16 protein-coding genes and 3 pseudogenes are annotated in these 16,520 nt (G+C 58.6%); 9 read left to right on the forward strand and 10 right to left on the reverse strand.

The annotated features are described in order from the left end of the window. Window positions 1–20 precede the first annotated feature (20 nt). Both KVH01_RS20570 and KVH01_RS20575 read right to left on the reverse strand, forming a co-directional pair. Entirely contained in the window at window positions 21–1,754 is a 1,734-nt protein-coding gene (locus KVH01_RS20570) for a hydrogenase maturation protein (protein WP_217882682.1), read from the reverse strand. A gap of 110 nt (window positions 1,755–1,864) precedes the next feature. After that, on the reverse strand, window positions 1,865–2,776 hold the full coding sequence (locus tag KVH01_RS20575; RefSeq protein ID WP_217882683.1) for a LysR family transcriptional regulator: 912 nt from the start codon (window positions 2,774–2,776) through the stop codon (window positions 1,865–1,867). Window positions 2,777–2,917: 141 nt separating this feature from the next. On the opposite strand from KVH01_RS20575, the gene KVH01_RS20580 reads away from it, so the two are divergent. After that, window positions 2,918–4,123, forward strand: a complete 1,206-nt coding sequence (locus tag KVH01_RS20580; protein ID WP_217882684.1) for an MFS transporter — start codon at window positions 2,918–2,920, stop codon at window positions 4,121–4,123. A 176-nt stretch (window positions 4,124–4,299) separates the two neighbouring features. Here the strand turns inward: KVH01_RS20580 and KVH01_RS20585 are convergent, their stop codons facing one another. Next, window positions 4,300–5,169 (reverse strand): HEPN domain-containing protein, encoded by an 870-nt coding sequence (locus KVH01_RS20585; RefSeq protein ID WP_217882685.1) that lies wholly within the window; start codon window positions 5,167–5,169, stop codon window positions 4,300–4,302. An 81-nt stretch (window positions 5,170–5,250) separates the two neighbouring features. Then, window positions 5,251–5,520 (reverse strand): hypothetical protein, encoded by a 270-nt coding sequence (locus tag KVH01_RS20590; RefSeq protein ID WP_217882686.1) that lies wholly within the window; start codon window positions 5,518–5,520, stop codon window positions 5,251–5,253. 159 nt (window positions 5,521–5,679) lie between these two features. On the opposite strand from KVH01_RS20590, the gene KVH01_RS20595 reads away from it, so the two are divergent. Beyond that, entirely contained in the window at window positions 5,680–6,582 is a 903-nt protein-coding gene (locus tag KVH01_RS20595) for a LysR family transcriptional regulator (RefSeq protein WP_217882687.1), read from the forward strand. A 1-nt stretch (window position 6,583) separates the two neighbouring features. Here the strand turns inward: KVH01_RS20595 and KVH01_RS20600 are convergent, their stop codons facing one another. Next, the gene (locus tag KVH01_RS20600; protein WP_217882688.1) at window positions 6,584–7,516 is read right to left on the reverse strand and encodes a cupin domain-containing protein; all 933 of its coding nucleotides are present in this window, start codon (window positions 7,514–7,516) and stop codon (window positions 6,584–6,586) included. Window positions 7,517–7,708: 192 nt separating this feature from the next. Here KVH01_RS20600 and KVH01_RS30685 point away from each other — a divergent pair, with 192 nt between their 5' ends. Together KVH01_RS30685 and KVH01_RS20610 are read left to right on the forward strand one after the other, a co-directional pair. Then, window positions 7,709–8,161 carry a short chain dehydrogenase gene (locus tag KVH01_RS30685; protein ID WP_217882689.1) on the forward strand — a complete coding sequence of 151 codons (453 nt, stop codon included), beginning with the start codon at window positions 7,709–7,711 and terminating at the stop codon, window positions 8,159–8,161. Window positions 8,162–8,203: 42 nt separating this feature from the next. Next, window positions 8,204–8,485: a hypothetical protein gene (locus KVH01_RS20610; RefSeq protein WP_217882690.1), complete on the forward strand. Its 282-nt coding sequence runs from the start codon at window positions 8,204–8,206 to the stop codon at window positions 8,483–8,485. 38 nt (window positions 8,486–8,523) lie between these two features. Here KVH01_RS20610 and KVH01_RS20615 read toward each other — a convergent pair whose 3' ends face one another. The 3 genes from KVH01_RS20615 to KVH01_RS20625 all read right to left on the reverse strand — a co-directional run bounded on the left by KVH01_RS20615 (window position 8,524) and on the right by KVH01_RS20625 (window position 11,196). Beyond that, a complete protein-coding gene (locus KVH01_RS20615) occupies window positions 8,524–8,703 on the reverse strand; it encodes a hypothetical protein (protein WP_217882691.1) in 180 nt (59 codons plus the stop codon). Window positions 8,704–9,052: 349 nt separating this feature from the next. Next, window positions 9,053–10,846 carry a thiamine pyrophosphate-requiring protein gene (locus KVH01_RS20620; RefSeq protein ID WP_217882692.1) on the reverse strand — a complete coding sequence of 598 codons (1,794 nt, stop codon included), beginning with the start codon at window positions 10,844–10,846 and terminating at the stop codon, window positions 9,053–9,055. A 128-nt stretch (window positions 10,847–10,974) separates the two neighbouring features. Next, a complete protein-coding gene (locus KVH01_RS20625) occupies window positions 10,975–11,196 on the reverse strand; it encodes a PLDc N-terminal domain-containing protein (protein ID WP_043050188.1) in 222 nt (73 codons plus the stop codon). 306 nt (window positions 11,197–11,502) lie between these two features. On the opposite strand from KVH01_RS20625, the gene KVH01_RS20630 reads away from it, so the two are divergent. Both KVH01_RS20630 and KVH01_RS20635 read left to right on the forward strand, forming a co-directional pair. Then, the gene (locus KVH01_RS20630; RefSeq protein WP_043050189.1) at window positions 11,503–11,679 is read left to right on the forward strand and encodes a con-10 family general stress protein; all 177 of its coding nucleotides are present in this window, start codon (window positions 11,503–11,505) and stop codon (window positions 11,677–11,679) included. A gap of 356 nt (window positions 11,680–12,035) precedes the next feature. After that, the gene (locus tag KVH01_RS20635) at window positions 12,036–12,587 is read left to right on the forward strand and encodes an ATP-dependent Clp protease proteolytic subunit (RefSeq protein ID WP_217882693.1); all 552 of its coding nucleotides are present in this window, start codon (window positions 12,036–12,038) and stop codon (window positions 12,585–12,587) included. A 54-nt stretch (window positions 12,588–12,641) separates the two neighbouring features. Here KVH01_RS20635 and KVH01_RS20640 read toward each other — a convergent pair. Both KVH01_RS20640 and KVH01_RS20645 read right to left on the reverse strand, forming a co-directional pair. Then, window positions 12,642–13,331: pseudogene (locus KVH01_RS20640) on the reverse strand (NtaA/DmoA family FMN-dependent monooxygenase); the annotation flags it as partial. Between the two features lie 19 nt (window positions 13,332–13,350). Next, window positions 13,351–13,611 (reverse strand): annotated as a pseudogene (locus KVH01_RS20645) (sulfonate ABC transporter substrate-binding protein); the annotation flags it as partial. A 329-nt stretch (window positions 13,612–13,940) separates the two neighbouring features. On the opposite strand from KVH01_RS20645, the gene KVH01_RS20650 reads away from it, so the two are divergent. From KVH01_RS20650 to KVH01_RS20660, 3 genes and pseudogenes are all read left to right on the forward strand, one after another. After that, window positions 13,941–14,810: an isocitrate lyase/PEP mutase family protein gene (locus KVH01_RS20650; protein ID WP_217882694.1), complete on the forward strand. Its 870-nt coding sequence runs from the start codon at window positions 13,941–13,943 to the stop codon at window positions 14,808–14,810. A gap of 66 nt (window positions 14,811–14,876) precedes the next feature. Further along, window positions 14,877–15,581 (forward strand): annotated as a pseudogene (locus tag KVH01_RS20655) (beta-ketoacyl synthase N-terminal-like domain-containing protein); the annotation flags it as partial. Window positions 15,582–15,652: 71 nt separating this feature from the next. Then, window positions 15,653–16,033 (forward strand): RidA family protein, encoded by a 381-nt coding sequence (locus KVH01_RS20660; protein ID WP_046068176.1) that lies wholly within the window; start codon window positions 15,653–15,655, stop codon window positions 16,031–16,033. The last annotated feature ends 487 nt before the right edge of the window (window positions 16,034–16,520 follow it).

A 16,520-nucleotide genomic window follows, 5' to 3' on the forward strand; every position in this document is an offset into this window, starting at 1 on the left:
GCGGCTGGGGTGATTCGCGCTTATGCGCTTTCCCGCTTCTCTTGTACTGCCGACTGTGGGCTCAACGCCCACGCCGCCATCAACCGCTGCGGGCTCCGGCAAGTCTTACGCTTAAGCACGAAGCCCTGGCACTTTTGCGCAAACTGTTGACGGTCATGCACCATATCCATCTGCATTTGTGCCAGCTCCTGTTCGCGACAGCGCTTAACCTGCTGAATATCCATCGCCGCTTTACGTGCGCGTGCGTGAAGGTATTTCTCATCGGTCAACGCACTGCTGGCCTGCTGCATGAGCCACCGAGCGAATGCATCTGGGCATCGCGGCCCGATGCCTTGGATCATTGCGTATTGCTGGGCTTGGAGGGCACTGATGGGCAGGCATTCTTCGGTGAGTTTGTGCGCGATTTCACTGCCGACGGCCCGTGGCAGGCTGTAGGTCCAGTATTCGGAGCCATAAAGTCCCATGGTTTTGTAATGCGGGTTGAGCACGACACCCTCACGGGCCAATACAACATCGGCGGCCAGCGCCAGCATCACGCCGCCCGCGCCAGCGCTGCCGGTCAGGCCGCTGATTACCAGTTGCCTGGCTGTTAGAAGCTCCAGGCACACATCGTCGATGGCCTGGATGTTGGCCCAGGCTTCCAGCCCAGGCACCGTGGCGGCCTGGATGACGTTGAGATGAACGCCATTGGAAAAACTGCCGCGCCCGCCCTTGATCACCAACACCTGGGTATCTCGCGCCTTGGCCCAGCGCAATGCAGCCACCAGGCGCTGGCATTGTTCGGTGCTCATGGCGCCGTTATAGAACTCGAATGTCAGTTCGCCGACGTGCCCGACTTCGCGGTAGCGAATCGGTTGATAGACCAGCGCGTTAAACGCTTGGTGGGCGATGGAGCTATCGAGCACCGGCACGCCGGCCAACCGCTCAGCGAGGACCTGCCGTGCCGGCAGCTTGAAGGTCTCCTCCCCTGGCTGGGCTTTGCGTTTGAGCGAGCCGATCCACAGGCAGCGGTCGCCGGCCGCCACCAGCACGGCGTCGTCCTGTACCGCGAGGATTGCTCCCGGCGTACCCTGGCGTGAATCCAGGTGTGCGTCGTACAGGTAATACTGCCCGCCCTCTAGGCTTGCCAGCACGCCGGGCTGGCCATCGGCGGCGTCGATGCTACGTTTGATGAAGCTTGCGCAATCGAACCAACTGAAGGTTCGGTCGGCCTGGGTCATGTTTGGCTGCAAACGCCCGATGACGTTGGGTTGTGTGTAGTCGAGCGGCACCGGGACGAAGCCGTTGGCAAACTTTTGCACCACATCGCGGATGCACACCATCGCGGCGTCACTCACCGGGCCGTTGTACAACTCGGATTTGCGCACATCAGTGGGCATGTCGAATTCGCAGGTGGACCAGATCGGCCCGGCATCCATCTCCTCCACAGCTTGCAGGGCTGTGACACCCCAGCGGCTGAGCTGCCCGGTGATGGCCCAATCCAGTGCACTGGCGCCACGGTCGCCGACAATGCCCGGGTGGATGATCACTACCGGGCGCTGCACATCGCTCCACAGCTGCCGTGGCACACGGTCCTTGAGAAAGGGGCAGATCACCAGGTCGGCGCCTGAATCCTCGACCTGCCGGCACACCGAGGCTTCATCGGTGAACACCACCACGCTGGGGTCGTGACCCGCCTGGCGCAAGTCCAGCCAGGCGCGCTGGGTCAAACCGTTGAACGCCGATGATAACAAGAGGATCTTCAATGATCGCATGGCTGACTCTTCCTTGAGAATGCGCGGCCAGAGACACTCCTTGAGCCGTCCCTGGCCTTTGATGGAATCACAAGATTATAGCGCTCGCCGGTACGGTCACCTGATCAGGATCAATCTTGCGTGCCCAGCCCGGCGATCAACGCATCGAGCACCACGCGAACCTTGGGCTGCTCCTGGCGGCTCTTGACCCAGGCCAGGTTGATCTCAAACCCTGGTGTCGCCAATTGCGGCAAGACCTGGACCAATGTCCCGTCGTGCAACTGTTGCTTGGCCAGCCACGTCGGCAACTGGACGATACCGCAACCAGCCAACGCGGCCATCAGCAGCCCTTCACCATTGCCCACCACCCACTGCGGCGCTGCATGCTTGTGCAGCGTCATACCCTGTTCGCCGGTGTAGCGCCACGGGCTGATACGCCCATCTACCCAGCCATAGGCGATGCATTGATGGTGTGCGAGGTCGTGCTCCGACACCGGTGTGCCATGCCGGGCCAGGTACGCCGGGGCGGCACACAAGACATGCCATTCATGGGCGAGCACCTTGTGCGCTAGCGTCTGCGGCCACTCATTCGCATTGCCGATGTGCACGACGATGTCGGCGCCTTCCCGGAACGGGTCGACCAGGCCATCACAGAAGGTCAGGTGCGGCACCAGCAGTGGATGCGCCTGCATCCATGGAACAAGGAATGGCAGCACCTGGGTGCGACCGAATGTGCCTGGCAGGTCAATGCGCACTCGTCCACGCGGCTCGGTATTTTCCGCTTGCAGGGACAGCTCGGCTTCTTCCAGGTCAGCCAGCACCCCGGTGCAGGTACGCAGGAACGCCGTGCCCGCATCGGTCAATGCCAATACACGCGTCGTACGCTGGAACAGTCGGGCGCCCAGGCGTTTTTCCAGCCTGGCAATGGATTTACTCACGGCAGACGCGGTCAGGGCCATGTTTTCGGCAGCCGCGGTGAAACTGCCGCATTGCGCAACGCAGACAAACACGTCAATGCCCTTCAAACGTTCGGAGGCAAACATAGACGGTCCTTATTCATGAATTCAATTCCTGAGTCGTTGTAAAAAGCATCCTAAATCAGAATTCATGGCACCAGTAAACTATGTCTATCCATACAAGCGGCTCATGGCGCTTGCACTTGGTCAATGGACGATGAGGCTCGAATGCTCGCCACGCTTAAAACCTACCCCGCTACCCTCAACCTGCTGCTGTGCGCTTCATTGGTACTGACCCTCGCCCGGGCAGTCACCCTGCCCTATCTGGTGATCTACTTGTCGGGCAATTTTGGCCTGGGCATTGCCGACATCGGCCTGGTCATCGGCAGCACGCTGATCATCGGCTCGTTACTGAGCCTGTATGGCGGATTCCTGGTGGATCGCGTACGCAGTTACCCGCTGATTCTCACCTGCTGCGCAGTATTCACCCTGGCTTTTCTTGGCGCGTACGGCGCGTCCCAGCTTTGGCTGTTCTACCTGTGCCTGGTATTGATCAACTTGGCGTATGCGGTGATTGATATCGCGGTCAAGTCCGGATTCGGCAGCCTGCTCCCCGTCGATCAGCGCAGCGAAGCGTTTTCGATCAAGTACACCCTGACCAATATCGGCTATGCCGTCGGGCCATTTCTCGGCGCTGGGGTGGCCAGCCTGGACACCAGCCTGCCGTTCCTGCTGTCGGCGGGGCTTGGGGCCGGCTACTGGCTGATCTACTGCGTAGGGGGCGACAAAAACCTGGCGACTGTGGAAACGGGCCAACCAGCCACGCCATTCCTGGCGGTCGGTAAGGTATTGCTGCGTGATTACCGCCTGGTGTGCTTTACGCTGGGTGGTTTATTGAGTGCGGTGGTGTTCGGCCAGTTCACCGCTTACCTCTCGCAGTATCTGGTGGTGACCACCACGCCCGAGACCACCTACCGGATCATCAGCACCGTGGTGGCGACCAACGCCTTGATGGTGATCAGCCTGCAATACAGCCTCGGCAAGCGCATCTCCCGTCGGCACCTGAACGCCTGGCTGGCGGCAGGGCTGAGCCTGTTTATCGTTGGGTTGGGCGGCTTTGCCCTGTCGACCACGCTGGTGGTGTGGGTGATTGCCATGGTGATCTTCACCCTCGGTGAAATCATCGTCTTCCCAGCCGAATACATGTTCATCGACAGCATTGCGCCGAACCACCTGCGGGGCATGTATTACGCGGCGCAGAACCTGGGCAACATCGGCGCCGCGCTCGGGCCGGTGCTATGCGGCCTCGTGCTGGCGACGCAACCGGCGCAGTATATTTTCTACATGCTGATGCTGTTCATCGTCGCCGGTGGGTTGTTCTACTGGCTGGGCGGTCGCATTGCCAGTGATAGGAACCTTGAACCGCTAAGGTGAGGCGCTCAATTAGCCCCTCTCAGAGTTAAGGTGTCGCTATATGGGCGGCTGACCGTTTAGCGCCAGTGCTCTGCGCAGTCGCAGGATTAAAGGTATCCAGGAGTATGGCCAGCAAGTGTTCGTATGCCAATAGATGCTGACTCATAAAAACACAAGTCAGCATCACATTTCAGATATTAAGAGTACGAGTACTGCGCCTCTTTGACCATTGCATATAATTGATCAATTTTCTTGATCTCAGTATATTTGTCATTTGCAAGAAGCTCGCAGATAGCCATTCGAACCAGAGCATTAACAACAATATAATCATCATTTAATTTTTTATTGCCACCATGCACTAGGGCAGAGCGCATTTGATAAACTTTTTTCAATGTAGCATTGACATGCAATCTCGCCTCTTTGTCCTTGGCCACAATAAATGCCATTGTATCAGCCAACCTGTCAGCTATGCTTTTCTGAAAAAGACTACCGTCATCAAACGAAAACAGTATTTCAAGAGCAATGCATGAGTAAAGTATGGAATTTTTTATATCGCGACTTTTTGCAGATTCACCAACTGCAATCGCCGCATTTATGATTCTATTCTCAAAATCTGTTATTTGCTCCCCCGCATGCCTCTTTGCATACAAATTCAACAACTTCTCAAACTGTAAATTTTTGCAGAAAAAAGGATTGTCGACGGGAATCTTTTCAAGCGTTTTGTTACTTACGCTTCCGCTCTCCAGTCGACCTTCAGTATCCGTTATTTGGTAGGACGACGTCTGAACATACATAAGCTCACGACTCATACTTGGAAACGCTGGAAGCCCAGTTTTTATCTGAATCGTTTTGTCATGTTTGCCAGATATAAATATTATTATTCTTACAAAATCTAGAAAAGACTCCTCGGCAATCTCAATTACTCGCTGATGGTCATATGCTTTTACAACGTCTATTTTTATATACAGCTCCCCTGATTCAGGGGACGCATTCGAAAGGGGTAAAGCTAACTTTTTGGATGGGCCAATTTCAAAAGCCGAAATAGTGACTTTTTCGACGCTATCCAACCTCACTCCTGATATTGGCGCAAAAACACTTAAGCAGCGCGGCAGCACCTTATGTTGCTCTGAAAAAATATTACAATCATCTTAGGATACAAACGACTCTCCGCGACGCTTATAGCTAACCAATCGTTCTTCAATGATTTTGAAAATCGTTTTTCTACTAAACCTTTCAGATATTTTTTTATCTGACAAATATAGCTCTTCCACTATCTGCGCAAATCTATCAGTGTCAGTTACCGCAACGATATCATTCGGCCCGACCCAAGCTTTCTGGCTGGCGCCGGCATGATCCTTATGATGCATTTCAAGTAAACTCAATGCCTCAGCTAATAAGTCTTTAACTACCTTGTTCATTAACCTCTCCAATAGCTTCAATTCAATTGTGAGCTTTCATCCGCTGTTCAGTGAAAGCCACCAATAATGGCACAACAATGTCGTCGGTAGCCATCTCCAAAAATCAGTCATGTATCATCCGCCACTCCACAGGCTGTACCGCCGCGCCGGAGATCGCATATGGACTATTTCGCCGCCCTCACCGCCTTCGTCGAAGCTGCCGAAGGCAACAACTTCTCCCGCGCCGCCGAGCGCCTGGGCATCAAGGCGTCCACGGTGTCGCGCTACGTGAAGGATCTTGAGCAAGACCTGGGCATCGCGTTGTTCAACCGTTCCACTCGCACGCTGCATCTGACGGAAGGTGGCCAGACCTTCCTGATGCACGCTCGCAGGGTGCTGGATGAGCTGGAACACGCCAAGGCTGCCACCTCGGCGTTGAACCAGCAGCCCCGAGGCTTGTTGAAACTCAACCTGCCGCCGGCATTTGCCCGGCATCACATTCTGCCGGCCTTGAACGATTTCCGCGTGCGCTTCCCGCAAATCAGCGTGGAGCTGGTGCTGGATAACGCCCAGGTCAACCTGATCCATGCCGGCGTCGACCTCGCCGTTCGCATTGGCGCGCTGGCCGATTCCACGCTCAAGGCCCGTAAACTCAGCGACGGCCGGTACTTTGTGGTGGCCAGTCCGGCGTTCGCGATGCAGTACCCGCCCCCGTCAACGCCCACCGACCTGGCCGGTTTGCCTGCCGTGGTGGGTAAGACTTCCAGCGCTATCACCTTTGTGAACGGCGACCTGGCGTTACCATTGATGCATGACGCCTGTATTCGCATCAACGACCTCGACGCGCAGTTGATCGCTGCGCGCCAAGGCCTGGGCTTTGCGCTGCTGCCGGATTGGCTGGTGGCCCGCAGCATCGACACCGGCGAGCTTGTGGTGTGGTTGCCGCAGTGGCGCGTTCGCGATGTCGAGCGGGTGTTTGCCGTGTGGTTTGTCTACCCGCCCAAGCGCATCGTGTCGTCCAAGGTCAGGTGTTTTATCGACTTCATCGTTGAGCGACTGGGCCAGGCACCTGACTGGACATGATTCAGCTGAAACGAATATCCAGGGAGCGCAGGTAGGTTTGCAGCCCGGCATCCTGGATCGGGATCAGGAACGCCTCGGTGTCTGATTCATTGAAGTGCGCGTGCCAGTACCCAGGTGGTGTGACAAACGCCAGGCCCGGCGACCAATCCACCCGCTGCGGGTTGCGGATCTGCCCATCCGCATCCAGCTCGGTGCCTACCAGGGAGTAGCACCCCACCGGGCAATCAATGATGAAGTCCAGCGCAATCGACTGATGCCGATGGGGTTTCTGCACCGAGCCCGCCGGCAGGATCCCGTACATCGCCCACAGCACATGGGTCACCGTACGCGTCTGCGGGAAGTGGCGATTGCCCAGCAGAATGCTGATGCGGCTGCGGTCCTGGGCACGGGGATCATCCGCCGCTTCACGCAGTTTTGCGTTGGCCAGGGCCGCGGGGTACAGCGTCGGCGTAAAACGATCTGCGCTGCGTGTCACCCCCAGGTACCGCAATAATGGTTCATCGTGCACATAGTAAAGACGCGCATCCAGGCTTGCGCGAAAGTGCGCCGCCTGCAAGCCGGGCAAGGCGATGAAGCAGCCTTTGGACCATTGAATCTCATACGTCCCCTGGACCACGCTGCCCTCCCCGGCAATCACGTAGAACACCTGGGAGGTCGCATTCGGTTGCAGGCTGAGGCTGTCGCCCCGATTAAGGCGCATGAAATTCGCGCTCAGCCCGGGCCCGGTCGCCGGCCCTTCACAGCCCAGGGCGTCGCTGAGGTCCAGCGGTATCACCCGCGAGGGGCCGCTGGCACACAGCGAGGCAGGAAAGCTGTGGTAGGGAATCCGCGGGATGAGATTGGCGCTGATGGGGTTGGCCGCCTTGCTGTATTCGAAGTACTCGGCGTCCACTTGGTTCATGTCGCTTGGTGCGGGTTGCAATTCACGGTTCATCAGGCTCACCTCGGTCTGCGCTAGTGAGGGAACTATAGGCATGGCGGCTCAGCGGATTAACCCCTGGCGCTGCACAGCAGTTGTGCAAGATGGGAACGCTGGCAAGCGTTGTAGCGCCTTTCGGTCATTTGGATTGAACGATCATTTACCCAACCTCCTCTATCGCAGGACATGTAAATGGAGGAAGTCATCATGATCGACTCAGCAACCGGAATGAGACCCGGCCAGCGCTACACCGTGCAAAACCTGGAGCGCACGAAGAATTTCGGTGGATTCTTCCTGGATGGAAAGTACTACCTCGGTCCCGAGCTGATGACTGCGGTGGGCTGGCTGGAAGGCCAGAAGTTCCTGTATGACGAACTGGATGCCAACGGCGAGCCGGTGTTTCCCGATCGGGTCGCCGGCACTATCGAAGACTTGACCCTGGTGTTGAACGATGGCGCGCGCCTGAAACTGCAGGAAATGCAGGCCGATGCCCCCACGCAGGCGCCTGAATCCGCACCGGCCAGTCAACGCCGGGAAGCGACCGGCAGGCGAAGAACCAGTCAGCCCCCCTACTTACTGATTGCAACAGGCGCCGCCTTGCTGGTCGCCGGCATTGCGATTGCGCGTGCCTGTCGGATGAGCACCCAGCGCCGCAGATAACTGACTGCGCCCCCGCACTTTTACTACGAAAGGTACGCAAGTATGTCTTACAACTATGAAGGTTCTGCAAGTGTTATCACCGCATCGCGCCATCTAGGCACCGGCTCAGATGAATGCCTGAATGACTCGGTAGACATCCACATGAGCAGCAGCGGTAAACCCACCGTCGTGCACTTGGCATTCGATACCCCGCTTGAGTGGCCAGGCCACCCGAACTTCGTGACGGTCAATTTGCCCGACGGCACCTCTGTGAGCGGGGTGATTGTTGAAATTCAAAGACCCACCGAGGGGCCGGGCTGGGTCACGTTCACTGTGGACGATTAAAACCGCTGCTGGCGGCCCTGCCCCTACGGGGCCGTCGGTCATGCGCCTGATTCAGGGTCCTTGGACGGCCCGCCAGGGGCTACGCCGCCCTGGTCCACATCCGCTTCCCAAGGGCGCTCGACACTCGGGTCTTCGGACTTATCGTTTCGTTTTGCCGTATCAGGGCGTACTTTTTGCCCGGCATGGGTGCCTGGGCCTGGCGATGTAGGCTTGTTCATACCTCCCTCCTCGAGCGCAGAAATGCGCCTGTCGATTGCATTTACGGGGCATACAAGCCTGTGGAGGACAATCGATGTCCCGGGGTTCACTTGCGATAAACCTGCACAGACAAACGGCAGTCGCCGTCCGGCAATCGGCTCGAACCTTTGCGGTATTTATCCCGTCCCAAGGTTATCCAGCCGAGTACGGGCAAGGCGCAGTTCATTACCCCGGCCACCCTGGCCGAAGATGATGACGTGAACTTGCGCAACAAGGATAAACACCTCACCACCGGCGTTTCATGGCCCTGTCCTTAGCTACGCCTGCGCCGATGCACAGGCGTTTATCAGGGTTATTGCCGGTGCCCGTCTATTTCTTCGCGCCGCCCGGCAAAACGCTGGCCAGCACCTGCTTGGCGGTTTGCACAATCACCCCGGCCTCGTCCGGATCACCCTGGAGCAATGTAGAGGCGAACTTCTTCGCCTGCTCCAGCTTGATATGCGGCGGCAACGGCGGCACGTTGGGGTCGGTCTTGAATTCGAGTAATACCGGGACATCCGATGCGAATGCCTGCTCCCACGCTGCGGCGACATCCTCTTCGCGCTCGACGAAGATGCCTTTGAGCCCAAGGGAAATGGCGAACAGGTGGTACGGCACGTCGGGAATATTCTGCGAGGCTTCGAACTTCGGATCGCCTTCCATGACCCGCTGCTCCCAGGTGACTTGGTTGAGGTCTTCGTTATTGAACACGGCGCAGATCCACCTCGGGCTTTGCCACTGTCGCCAATACTTGGCCACGGTGATCAACTCGGCCAGGTTGTTCATCTGCATCGCCCCATCCCCTACCAGCGCCACGACGGTGCGTTGTGGATGGGCAAATTTGGCCGCGATGGCGTAGGGCACGGCGGCGCCCATGGACGCCAGTCCGCCGGACAGCGAGCATTGCATACCCCGGCGGATCTTCAGATCGCGGGCGTACCAGTTGGCGCAGGAGCCGGAGTCGCAGGTGATGATCGCGTGGTCGGGCAGACGTGGTGACAGTTCATGCACGACGCGCTGCGGGTTGATCGGCTTGGCCTTGGCCAGGGCGCGTTTTTCCAGGGTCTTTTCCCAACTGCCACGCCAGCCTTCGACCTGCTTGCGCCACTTGCGCTGGCTCTTGCGTTCCAGCAACGGCAGCAATGCCGCCAGGGTTTCCTTAGCGTCACCCACCAAGTTGACCTCCATGGGGTAGCGCAGGCTCAGCATGTCCGGTTGCAGGTCGATCTGCACACCACGGGCCTGGCCTTCCTTGGGCAGGAATTCGGAATAGGGAAACCCCGAACCGATCATCAACAGGGTGTCGCACTCGGTCATCAGCTTATAACTGGGCTCGGTGCCGAGCAGGCCAATGCTACCGGTGACCCACGGCAAGTCGTCAGGCAGCACGGCCTTGCCGAGCAGGGCTTTGGCGGCTCCGGCGCCCAGCGCCTCGGCAATGGCGATGACTTCATCGGTGGCTCCCAAGGCACCGGCGCCAACCAGGATGGCGACCTTTTCGCCGCCGTTCAGCACCTCGGCGGCGCGCTCCAGGTCATTGGCATAGGGCAGTACCCTGGGCTTGGTGTAGCCGACGCCGGAATGCGCAGTGCCATGGGCTCGGGCTGGCGCTTCGTAAGGCTGCTCCTGCAGATCGTTGGGCAGGATGATCGCGGTGACCCTGCGCTCGCCCACAGCGGTGCGCACCGCGCGGTCCACTAGATGGCGCACCTGCGCCGGGACCGAGGCCTGTTGCACAAAAGCCCCGGCGACATCCTTGAACATCGAGAGCAGGTCCAGTTCCTGCTGGTAATGACTGCCCAGTGCGGCCCTGGCCTGCTGCCCAACAATAGCCAGCACCGGCATGTGGTCCATACGCGCGTCATACAGGCCGGTGAGTAAATGCGCAGCGCCCGGGCCGGAGGTGGCGATGCATACCCCCAGTTCGCCGGTGAACTTGGCATGGGCCGAGGCCATGAAAGCGGCCATTTCCTCATGGCGCGCCTGGACGAATTCGATTTTGCCCTTGGCCCGATTCAAGGCACCGAACACCCCGTTGATACCGTCGCCGGGGTAACCGAAAATACGCGTTACGCCCCACTCGCTGAGCCGTTCAACCAGAAAGTCGCTTACTGTCATTGTCATCGGATTGTTTTCTCCTTTATTTCAGAGAATAGAAGGCCCTGCCGTCGCGCATAGTCTTGCGAGGGCACGCTGCCAGGGTTAGTTCAGCTTCATTTGCGCATATTCGGATCAGCGCGCCGTTACCGCTTTCACCCCTTGCTGTGTTCCGGCGACGACGGGCCTTTGGTTACGCCACGGGGGCCGGCCACGCTCCATATCACCGCGCCGACAAATGGCAGCACCACCACGAGCGCAGTCCATCCGGCCTTGGTGCCCGAGGTTTTGTCGCTGCGCCATACGCTGTTGATGATCCACAGGTCGAGTAATACGAGGATGACTGCCAGGCCTATCCAGAAATACGTGGTTTGCATGCTGCACCTCCAGGTCAGTGATGCAAGTTAGGTCAAGGGCGGGTGCGAGAGGTTCAATATAAAAGGCAACTAAGCGAAGCGGCCGTTGAGCCTATGGGTTCGGTTTCGGCGCGCTTGAGCCGGTCACAAAAGTTATACGAAGCAGCACGAATTAACGCTGCCTTGTAAAAGTTTTTTGACGTGCACTACCATTCATCGCCGCGCGGAAAAATTTTCAAAACGTTTTCGCGGTCGCTCTTCTCGAAGTAAATGCCCGCTGCATCAATGGGCAACTAGCGAAACGACACTTACTTTTGGAGAACGATCATGACCACAAGTAATAAAAACCCTGGAAACTTCGCCAACGATCAACAAAAAGCTTCCGAGGCGGGTAGGAAAGGTGGCCAGGCATCTGGCGGCAACTTTGCCAACGACCGTGAAAAGGCGTCGGAAGCCGGCCGTAAAGGTGGGCAGCAGAGCCATGGCGGCGGCCGCAAGTCGTAATTGACGCGACGGTGGGGGCGGCAATGCCGCCCCTTCTTTTGACAGCAAGGAGTTGAACATGCGAGCGCCAGTTGATGTGCAGCCTGACGACTTATCTCGTGAGGCTATTATGGAAGGACGAACCGAACCGAAAACGGCAGTGCGTTCGAACCCGCACTCATGTTATGAACATTTGCAGGTTGCCAAACAGGCTGAAATCACTGTTGGTACTGAGCGTGCGCTACCTTTATGCGAAAAGCGCTTATAACCACCGCTCATAAAAGCGGCACATTTTAATTAGTCTGAGCAAGACTGCAAAACAGCCGTTAACTTGATAGTTAATGCGGTTAATGCAGGTTTCATTTGCGAGGGACAACATGCCTCTACACGCTATCAACTTCACCGGCCCGATCAATGCATCGACCTGTAGCCAACTCATCGACAAGGCCACGGTTGCCGTACAGCAGGGTGCCAGCTGCCTGCTACTGAATATTGCGACCATGGGCGGTGAGTGCAGCTACGGTTTTACGATGTACAACTTTCTGCTGGCCCTGCCGATTCCCGTGCATACCCACAATCTGGGCACGGTGGAGTCGATGGGCAACATTATTTTCCTGGCCGGTGAGCGCAGGACGGCCTGCGCCCATAGCAAATTCCTGTTTCATCCGTTTCATTGGCACCTGCAAGGCGCCGTCGATCATTCGCGCATGTCGGAGTACACCATGAGTCTGGACTACGACCTGCATCTGTACGCACGCATCGTGGCCGAACGTACCCACGATGCCATCGAACAACTGGAAACCGAAAAGTACCTGATCGCTGCGCCGCGCATCTTCGATCCGCACCAGGCCATGGCCTGCGGTTTGATCCATGGCATTGAGCCGACGCTCATCAAGGCAGAATTCGTCACCAGCTTCATTCACTCCTAGGGCGCCTGGACCCGGCCCGGCGTACAGGTTGGAATCGACAAACCCAGGCTCTCACGCGGCGCCCAGGTCACGGCCGGGCTCTGAGTCGCCTGCCTGGAAGATCACCGGCTGGCCCTGGGGTGAGCGCTGGATATTCAGCGGCCCGACCACGGAGAAGTGTTCGCCCTGATGATTCAGGCTGTGCAGTTTGCTCGGATCAAGAAACTGGCCAGTAGCCCGGTTGCGCACAAAGGCATCTTCCTCATAGGAGTTCCACAAGCCCTGCACCACTTGCACATGTTCAGCGGCGCGGCCATAGCGCGTGGCATAGTCATAATGTTCGTCGCGGCTGTAATTGCCCGCGGTGCCGGCATCGCCGCTGGTCACCACGTTCCAGCCGGCGCGGCCTTTGCTGATCAGGTCCAGGGACGCCAGGCGCCGGGCGACGTTATAGGGTGAGTTGCAGGAGGTGGTCAGCGTACCGACCAGGCCGATATGCCGGGTGCCCACCGCCAATGCCGATAACAGCGTCAGCGGTTCCGGGCGATCGAGGTAATGGGACAGCGAGCCTTCGGTGATGAACTGGCTGTCGACGATAAACATCAGGTCGAACAGCGCCGCCTCGGCCTGGCGCGCAATGTCGATGTACCAGTCGACGTTGACGCTGGCATCGGCCGGCAATTGCGGGTCAAGCCACAGGTTATGCCGAGCCGGCCCGTCGCAACCCATGGTCAGGGCGCCGAGTTTGAGCTGTCTTTGAGTCATTGTGCAGGGGTTCCTTGAAGAGTGCGCCCAGGAACAATACCGGCGCATCCCCCAGCAGGCCTATATCCAGGCTGCCGACGTTGAGCGCCTCGGCCACCGGGGAGCCGGCGGTGAATTGCTTCCAATCCAGTGTGTAGGGCAGATCATCCAGCACCCCCGCCGCTCCCATCACGGCCTGGGCGTTGTAGCTCTGGTCGCCGACGACCAGGGTTTGTGCCTGTGCCGTCAGGCACAGTAAGGCGGCGGTGAACCCCGCCGCCAGTGTTGTCAGGTAACGCACGTTCGTCTCCAGATGCCCGGTCAGGGCATTTCAAGTCGATCCGCGCGCGCGGTCTCGGCAATGGTTGTCAGGGTCGATACGATGAGGTTGCAGTGATCAGGTTTAAAATACCCATAATGCATAACGTAAATCTTTAATAATGCAGGCATTGCATCTAATCGATCTTCTGGCCGGTTTCTCCATCCTCAAGCCTTTAACCGACCCGTCATGGGCCTGCTACGCGGGCCACGCTCAAACGTCATAATCCTGCGGGCGTCTGCGTGGTAATCTCACGCCACCACGAATAGACATTGATCGTCACTTGACGATGACCAAAGCCAGGAAAGAACATGCCCAAGATTTCTCACTCAGCGCTACGCCGCAACTTCCGTGACCTGCTTGCAACCCCCATCTGCGTTGAAACCGCTTCCGTATTCGACCCCATGTCTGCCCGCATCGCGGCCGACCTGGGTTTTGAAGTCGGGATCCTGGGCGGCTCAGTCGCCTCCCTGCAGGTACTGGCGGCCCCCGATTTTGCGTTGATTACCCTGAGTGAGTTCGTTGAGCAGGCCACCCGCATCGGCCGTGTCGCCCAGTTGCCGTTCATTGCCGACGCCGACCATGGCTACGGCAATGCCCTGAATGTGATGCGCACCGTCGAAGAGCTGGAGCGTGCCGGCGTCGCGGCGCTGACCATTGAAGACACCCTGCTGCCTGCACAATTCGGGCGCAAATCCACGGATCTGATTTCGGTTGAGGAAGGCATCGGCAAGGTCAAGGCCGCCCTTGAAGCGCGGGTTGACCCTGAGCTGTCGATCATTGCCCGCACCAACGCAGGTGTGCTGCCCACCGCAGACGTGATTGCGCGCACCAAGGCCTATGAAAAGGCCGGTGCCGATGGCATTTGCATGGTCGGGGTCAAAGACTTCCAGCACCTGGAGCAGATCGCAGAAAACCTCACCGTCCCGCTGATGCTGGTGACCTACGGCAACCCGCAACTGCACGACAGCGAGCGCCTGGCCAGCCTGGGCGTACGCATCGTGGTGGCCGGACATGGCGCTTATTTCGCCGCGATCAAGGCCACCTACGACAGCCTGCGTGCGCAACGCCAGCTGACCCACAGCACTTCGAACCTCAGTGCAACGGAACTGACCCACACCTACACCTTGCCCGAAAGCTATGTGGCGTGGGCCGAAGAGTTCATGGACGTTAAAGAGTAATTACCGCAGCGGTACTGCCTCAATCATTCAGGGGCCAGCCGCTTGCGCATGCGTGCGCTGGCGGCCGGACCGGCCTGTACTCGGTTGTCGCCATTCACCATTCCGTCGTTTTTAAGCAACATGGCCGCCGGGCACGTGTCGATCAACTACGGCCTGAAGGGCCCCCTGGGCGCGCCGGAGCATGCTTCACGGCCTTTTGACCAGGCACGCGATGGTTTCGTGATTGGCGAAGGCGCCGGCATCCTGGTCATCGAGGAACTGCAACATGCACTGGCCCGCGGTGCGCAGCCGATTGCCGAGCTGGTGGGATATGGCACCAGTGCAGACGCCTATCACATGACAGCCGGGCCCGAAGATGGTGATGGCGCGCGCCGGGCGATGACCCAGGCGTTGCGCCAGGCAGGCATCGACGCGTCGCAGGTGCAGTACTTGAACGCCCACGCGACCTCCACGCCGGTAGGTGATAAAGGCGAACTGGCGGCGATCAAGACAGTCTTCGGTACCGGCAGCGGGCCGGCCATCAGCTCGACCAAATCCGCCACCGGCCACCTGCTCGGCGCGGCCGGGGGTATCGAAGCGGTGTTCACTGTGCTGGCCCTGCGTGACCAGATTGCACCGATGACGCTCAACCTCGAAAACCCGGACGCCCTCGCCGACGGCCTGGACATGGTGCGCGTTGCGGCGCGGCCGATGCCGATTGAATATGCGCTGTCCAATGGCTTCGGCTTTGGCGGTGTGAACGCCAGCGTGCTGTTCCGACGTTGGACATGATCAGGGGTTTGCCCCTGGGGTAAATTTCGCGGACCATGGCGCCTTTGTGTTCCTGCCAACAAGAGGTGCCCATGGCCAACCACGACCTGTCCTACACCCCCGACCCGGATGCCGATTCAATTTCCTCCGACGTAATCGGTTTCAACGGCATTCTAGTCTCCACCCAAGTGCCAACCCGCGCCGACGGCAGCCTGGAACTGGGCGATATCACCCTGCAAAGCGAATGCACCCTGCAAGCCTTGAAAGTCGCGCTGGAAAAAGCCGGCAGTTCCATGGACCGGGTCATGCACCTGACCATCTACCTCACCGACATGGCCGACCGTGGGGCGTTCAACGAAGTCTACAAGCGCTTTTTCGCCAAGCCATGGCCGGTCCGCGCGGCGGTGGGCGTTGCTGCGCTGGCCGTGGAAGGCATGCGTGTTGAAGTGACGGCAATGGCGGCCAAGGCCTGACAGCCACCGAGTATTCGCATGGTGCGCCGCGAACGAAATGTCGGAGAGGGCTTGCTCCCGATGCCCACGGGTATCTGCACAACTGTACAGCAGCCGACGGTTACCACGACGCGCAGCGAGCCGCTCTTGATCTTGATCTGCTTTTGATCTCAGGCGCCCCGTTAAACCACGCCGGCCGGAATTCGACAGGCATTTGGGGGGTAAACCGGCAGGGATGCCGGTTTAGCCGCCCCGCGCCATGGATGGCGCGTGGCGGCGGCCCCCCAAATCCATGGCGGATTACGGGCACACCGAGCCTGGGCGAGGTGCCGAGTGGTGGGGCAAGAGCCCTTTGGTTACTTTGGGCTCTTTTCCAAAGTGACCCGCCGTCAGGGCGGAACCAATAGCCGCCGTTACCGCAGCAATGGATATGTACTCGGTATGATCCAACATCCTGGTCGGCCCTGAGGCCGCCATCGGGAGCAAGCCCTCTCCCACATTTGGACCG

This window comes from Pseudomonas khavaziana, assembly GCF_019145205.1.
Classification (GTDB): Bacteria; Pseudomonadota; Gammaproteobacteria; order Pseudomonadales; family Pseudomonadaceae; genus Aquipseudomonas; species Aquipseudomonas khavaziana.

What these genes read in the sequence shown, in the direction of transcription:
- KVH01_RS20570 (WP_217882682.1), bottom strand. Translation starts at nt 1,754, where the DNA reads ATGCGATCATTGAAGATCCTCTTGTTATCATCGGCGTTCAACGGTTTG.
- KVH01_RS20575 (WP_217882683.1), bottom strand. Translation starts at nt 2,776, where the DNA reads ATGTTTGCCTCCGAACGTTTGAAGGGCATTGACGTGTTTGTCTGCGTT.
- KVH01_RS20580 (WP_217882684.1), top strand. Translation starts at nt 2,918, where the DNA reads ATGCTCGCCACGCTTAAAACCTACCCCGCTACCCTCAACCTGCTGCTG.
- KVH01_RS20590 (WP_217882686.1), bottom strand. Translation starts at nt 5,520, where the DNA reads ATGAACAAGGTAGTTAAAGACTTATTAGCTGAGGCATTGAGTTTACTT.
- KVH01_RS20595 (WP_217882687.1), top strand. Translation starts at nt 5,680, where the DNA reads ATGGACTATTTCGCCGCCCTCACCGCCTTCGTCGAAGCTGCCGAAGGC.
- KVH01_RS20600 (WP_217882688.1), bottom strand. Translation starts at nt 7,516, where the DNA reads ATGAACCGTGAATTGCAACCCGCACCAAGCGACATGAACCAAGTGGAC.
- KVH01_RS30685 (WP_217882689.1), top strand. Translation starts at nt 7,709, where the DNA reads ATGATCGACTCAGCAACCGGAATGAGACCCGGCCAGCGCTACACCGTG.
- KVH01_RS20610 (WP_217882690.1), top strand. Translation starts at nt 8,204, where the DNA reads ATGTCTTACAACTATGAAGGTTCTGCAAGTGTTATCACCGCATCGCGC.
- KVH01_RS20615 (WP_217882691.1), bottom strand. Translation starts at nt 8,703, where the DNA reads ATGAACAAGCCTACATCGCCAGGCCCAGGCACCCATGCCGGGCAAAAA.
- KVH01_RS20620 (WP_217882692.1), bottom strand. Translation starts at nt 10,846, where the DNA reads ATGACAATGACAGTAAGCGACTTTCTGGTTGAACGGCTCAGCGAGTGG.
- KVH01_RS20625 (WP_043050188.1), bottom strand. Translation starts at nt 11,196, where the DNA reads ATGCAAACCACGTATTTCTGGATAGGCCTGGCAGTCATCCTCGTATTA.
- KVH01_RS20630 (WP_043050189.1), top strand. Translation starts at nt 11,503, where the DNA reads ATGACCACAAGTAATAAAAACCCTGGAAACTTCGCCAACGATCAACAA.
- KVH01_RS20635 (WP_217882693.1), top strand. Translation starts at nt 12,036, where the DNA reads ATGCCTCTACACGCTATCAACTTCACCGGCCCGATCAATGCATCGACC.
- KVH01_RS20650 (WP_217882694.1), top strand. Translation starts at nt 13,941, where the DNA reads ATGCCCAAGATTTCTCACTCAGCGCTACGCCGCAACTTCCGTGACCTG.
- KVH01_RS20660 (WP_046068176.1), top strand. Translation starts at nt 15,653, where the DNA reads ATGGCCAACCACGACCTGTCCTACACCCCCGACCCGGATGCCGATTCA.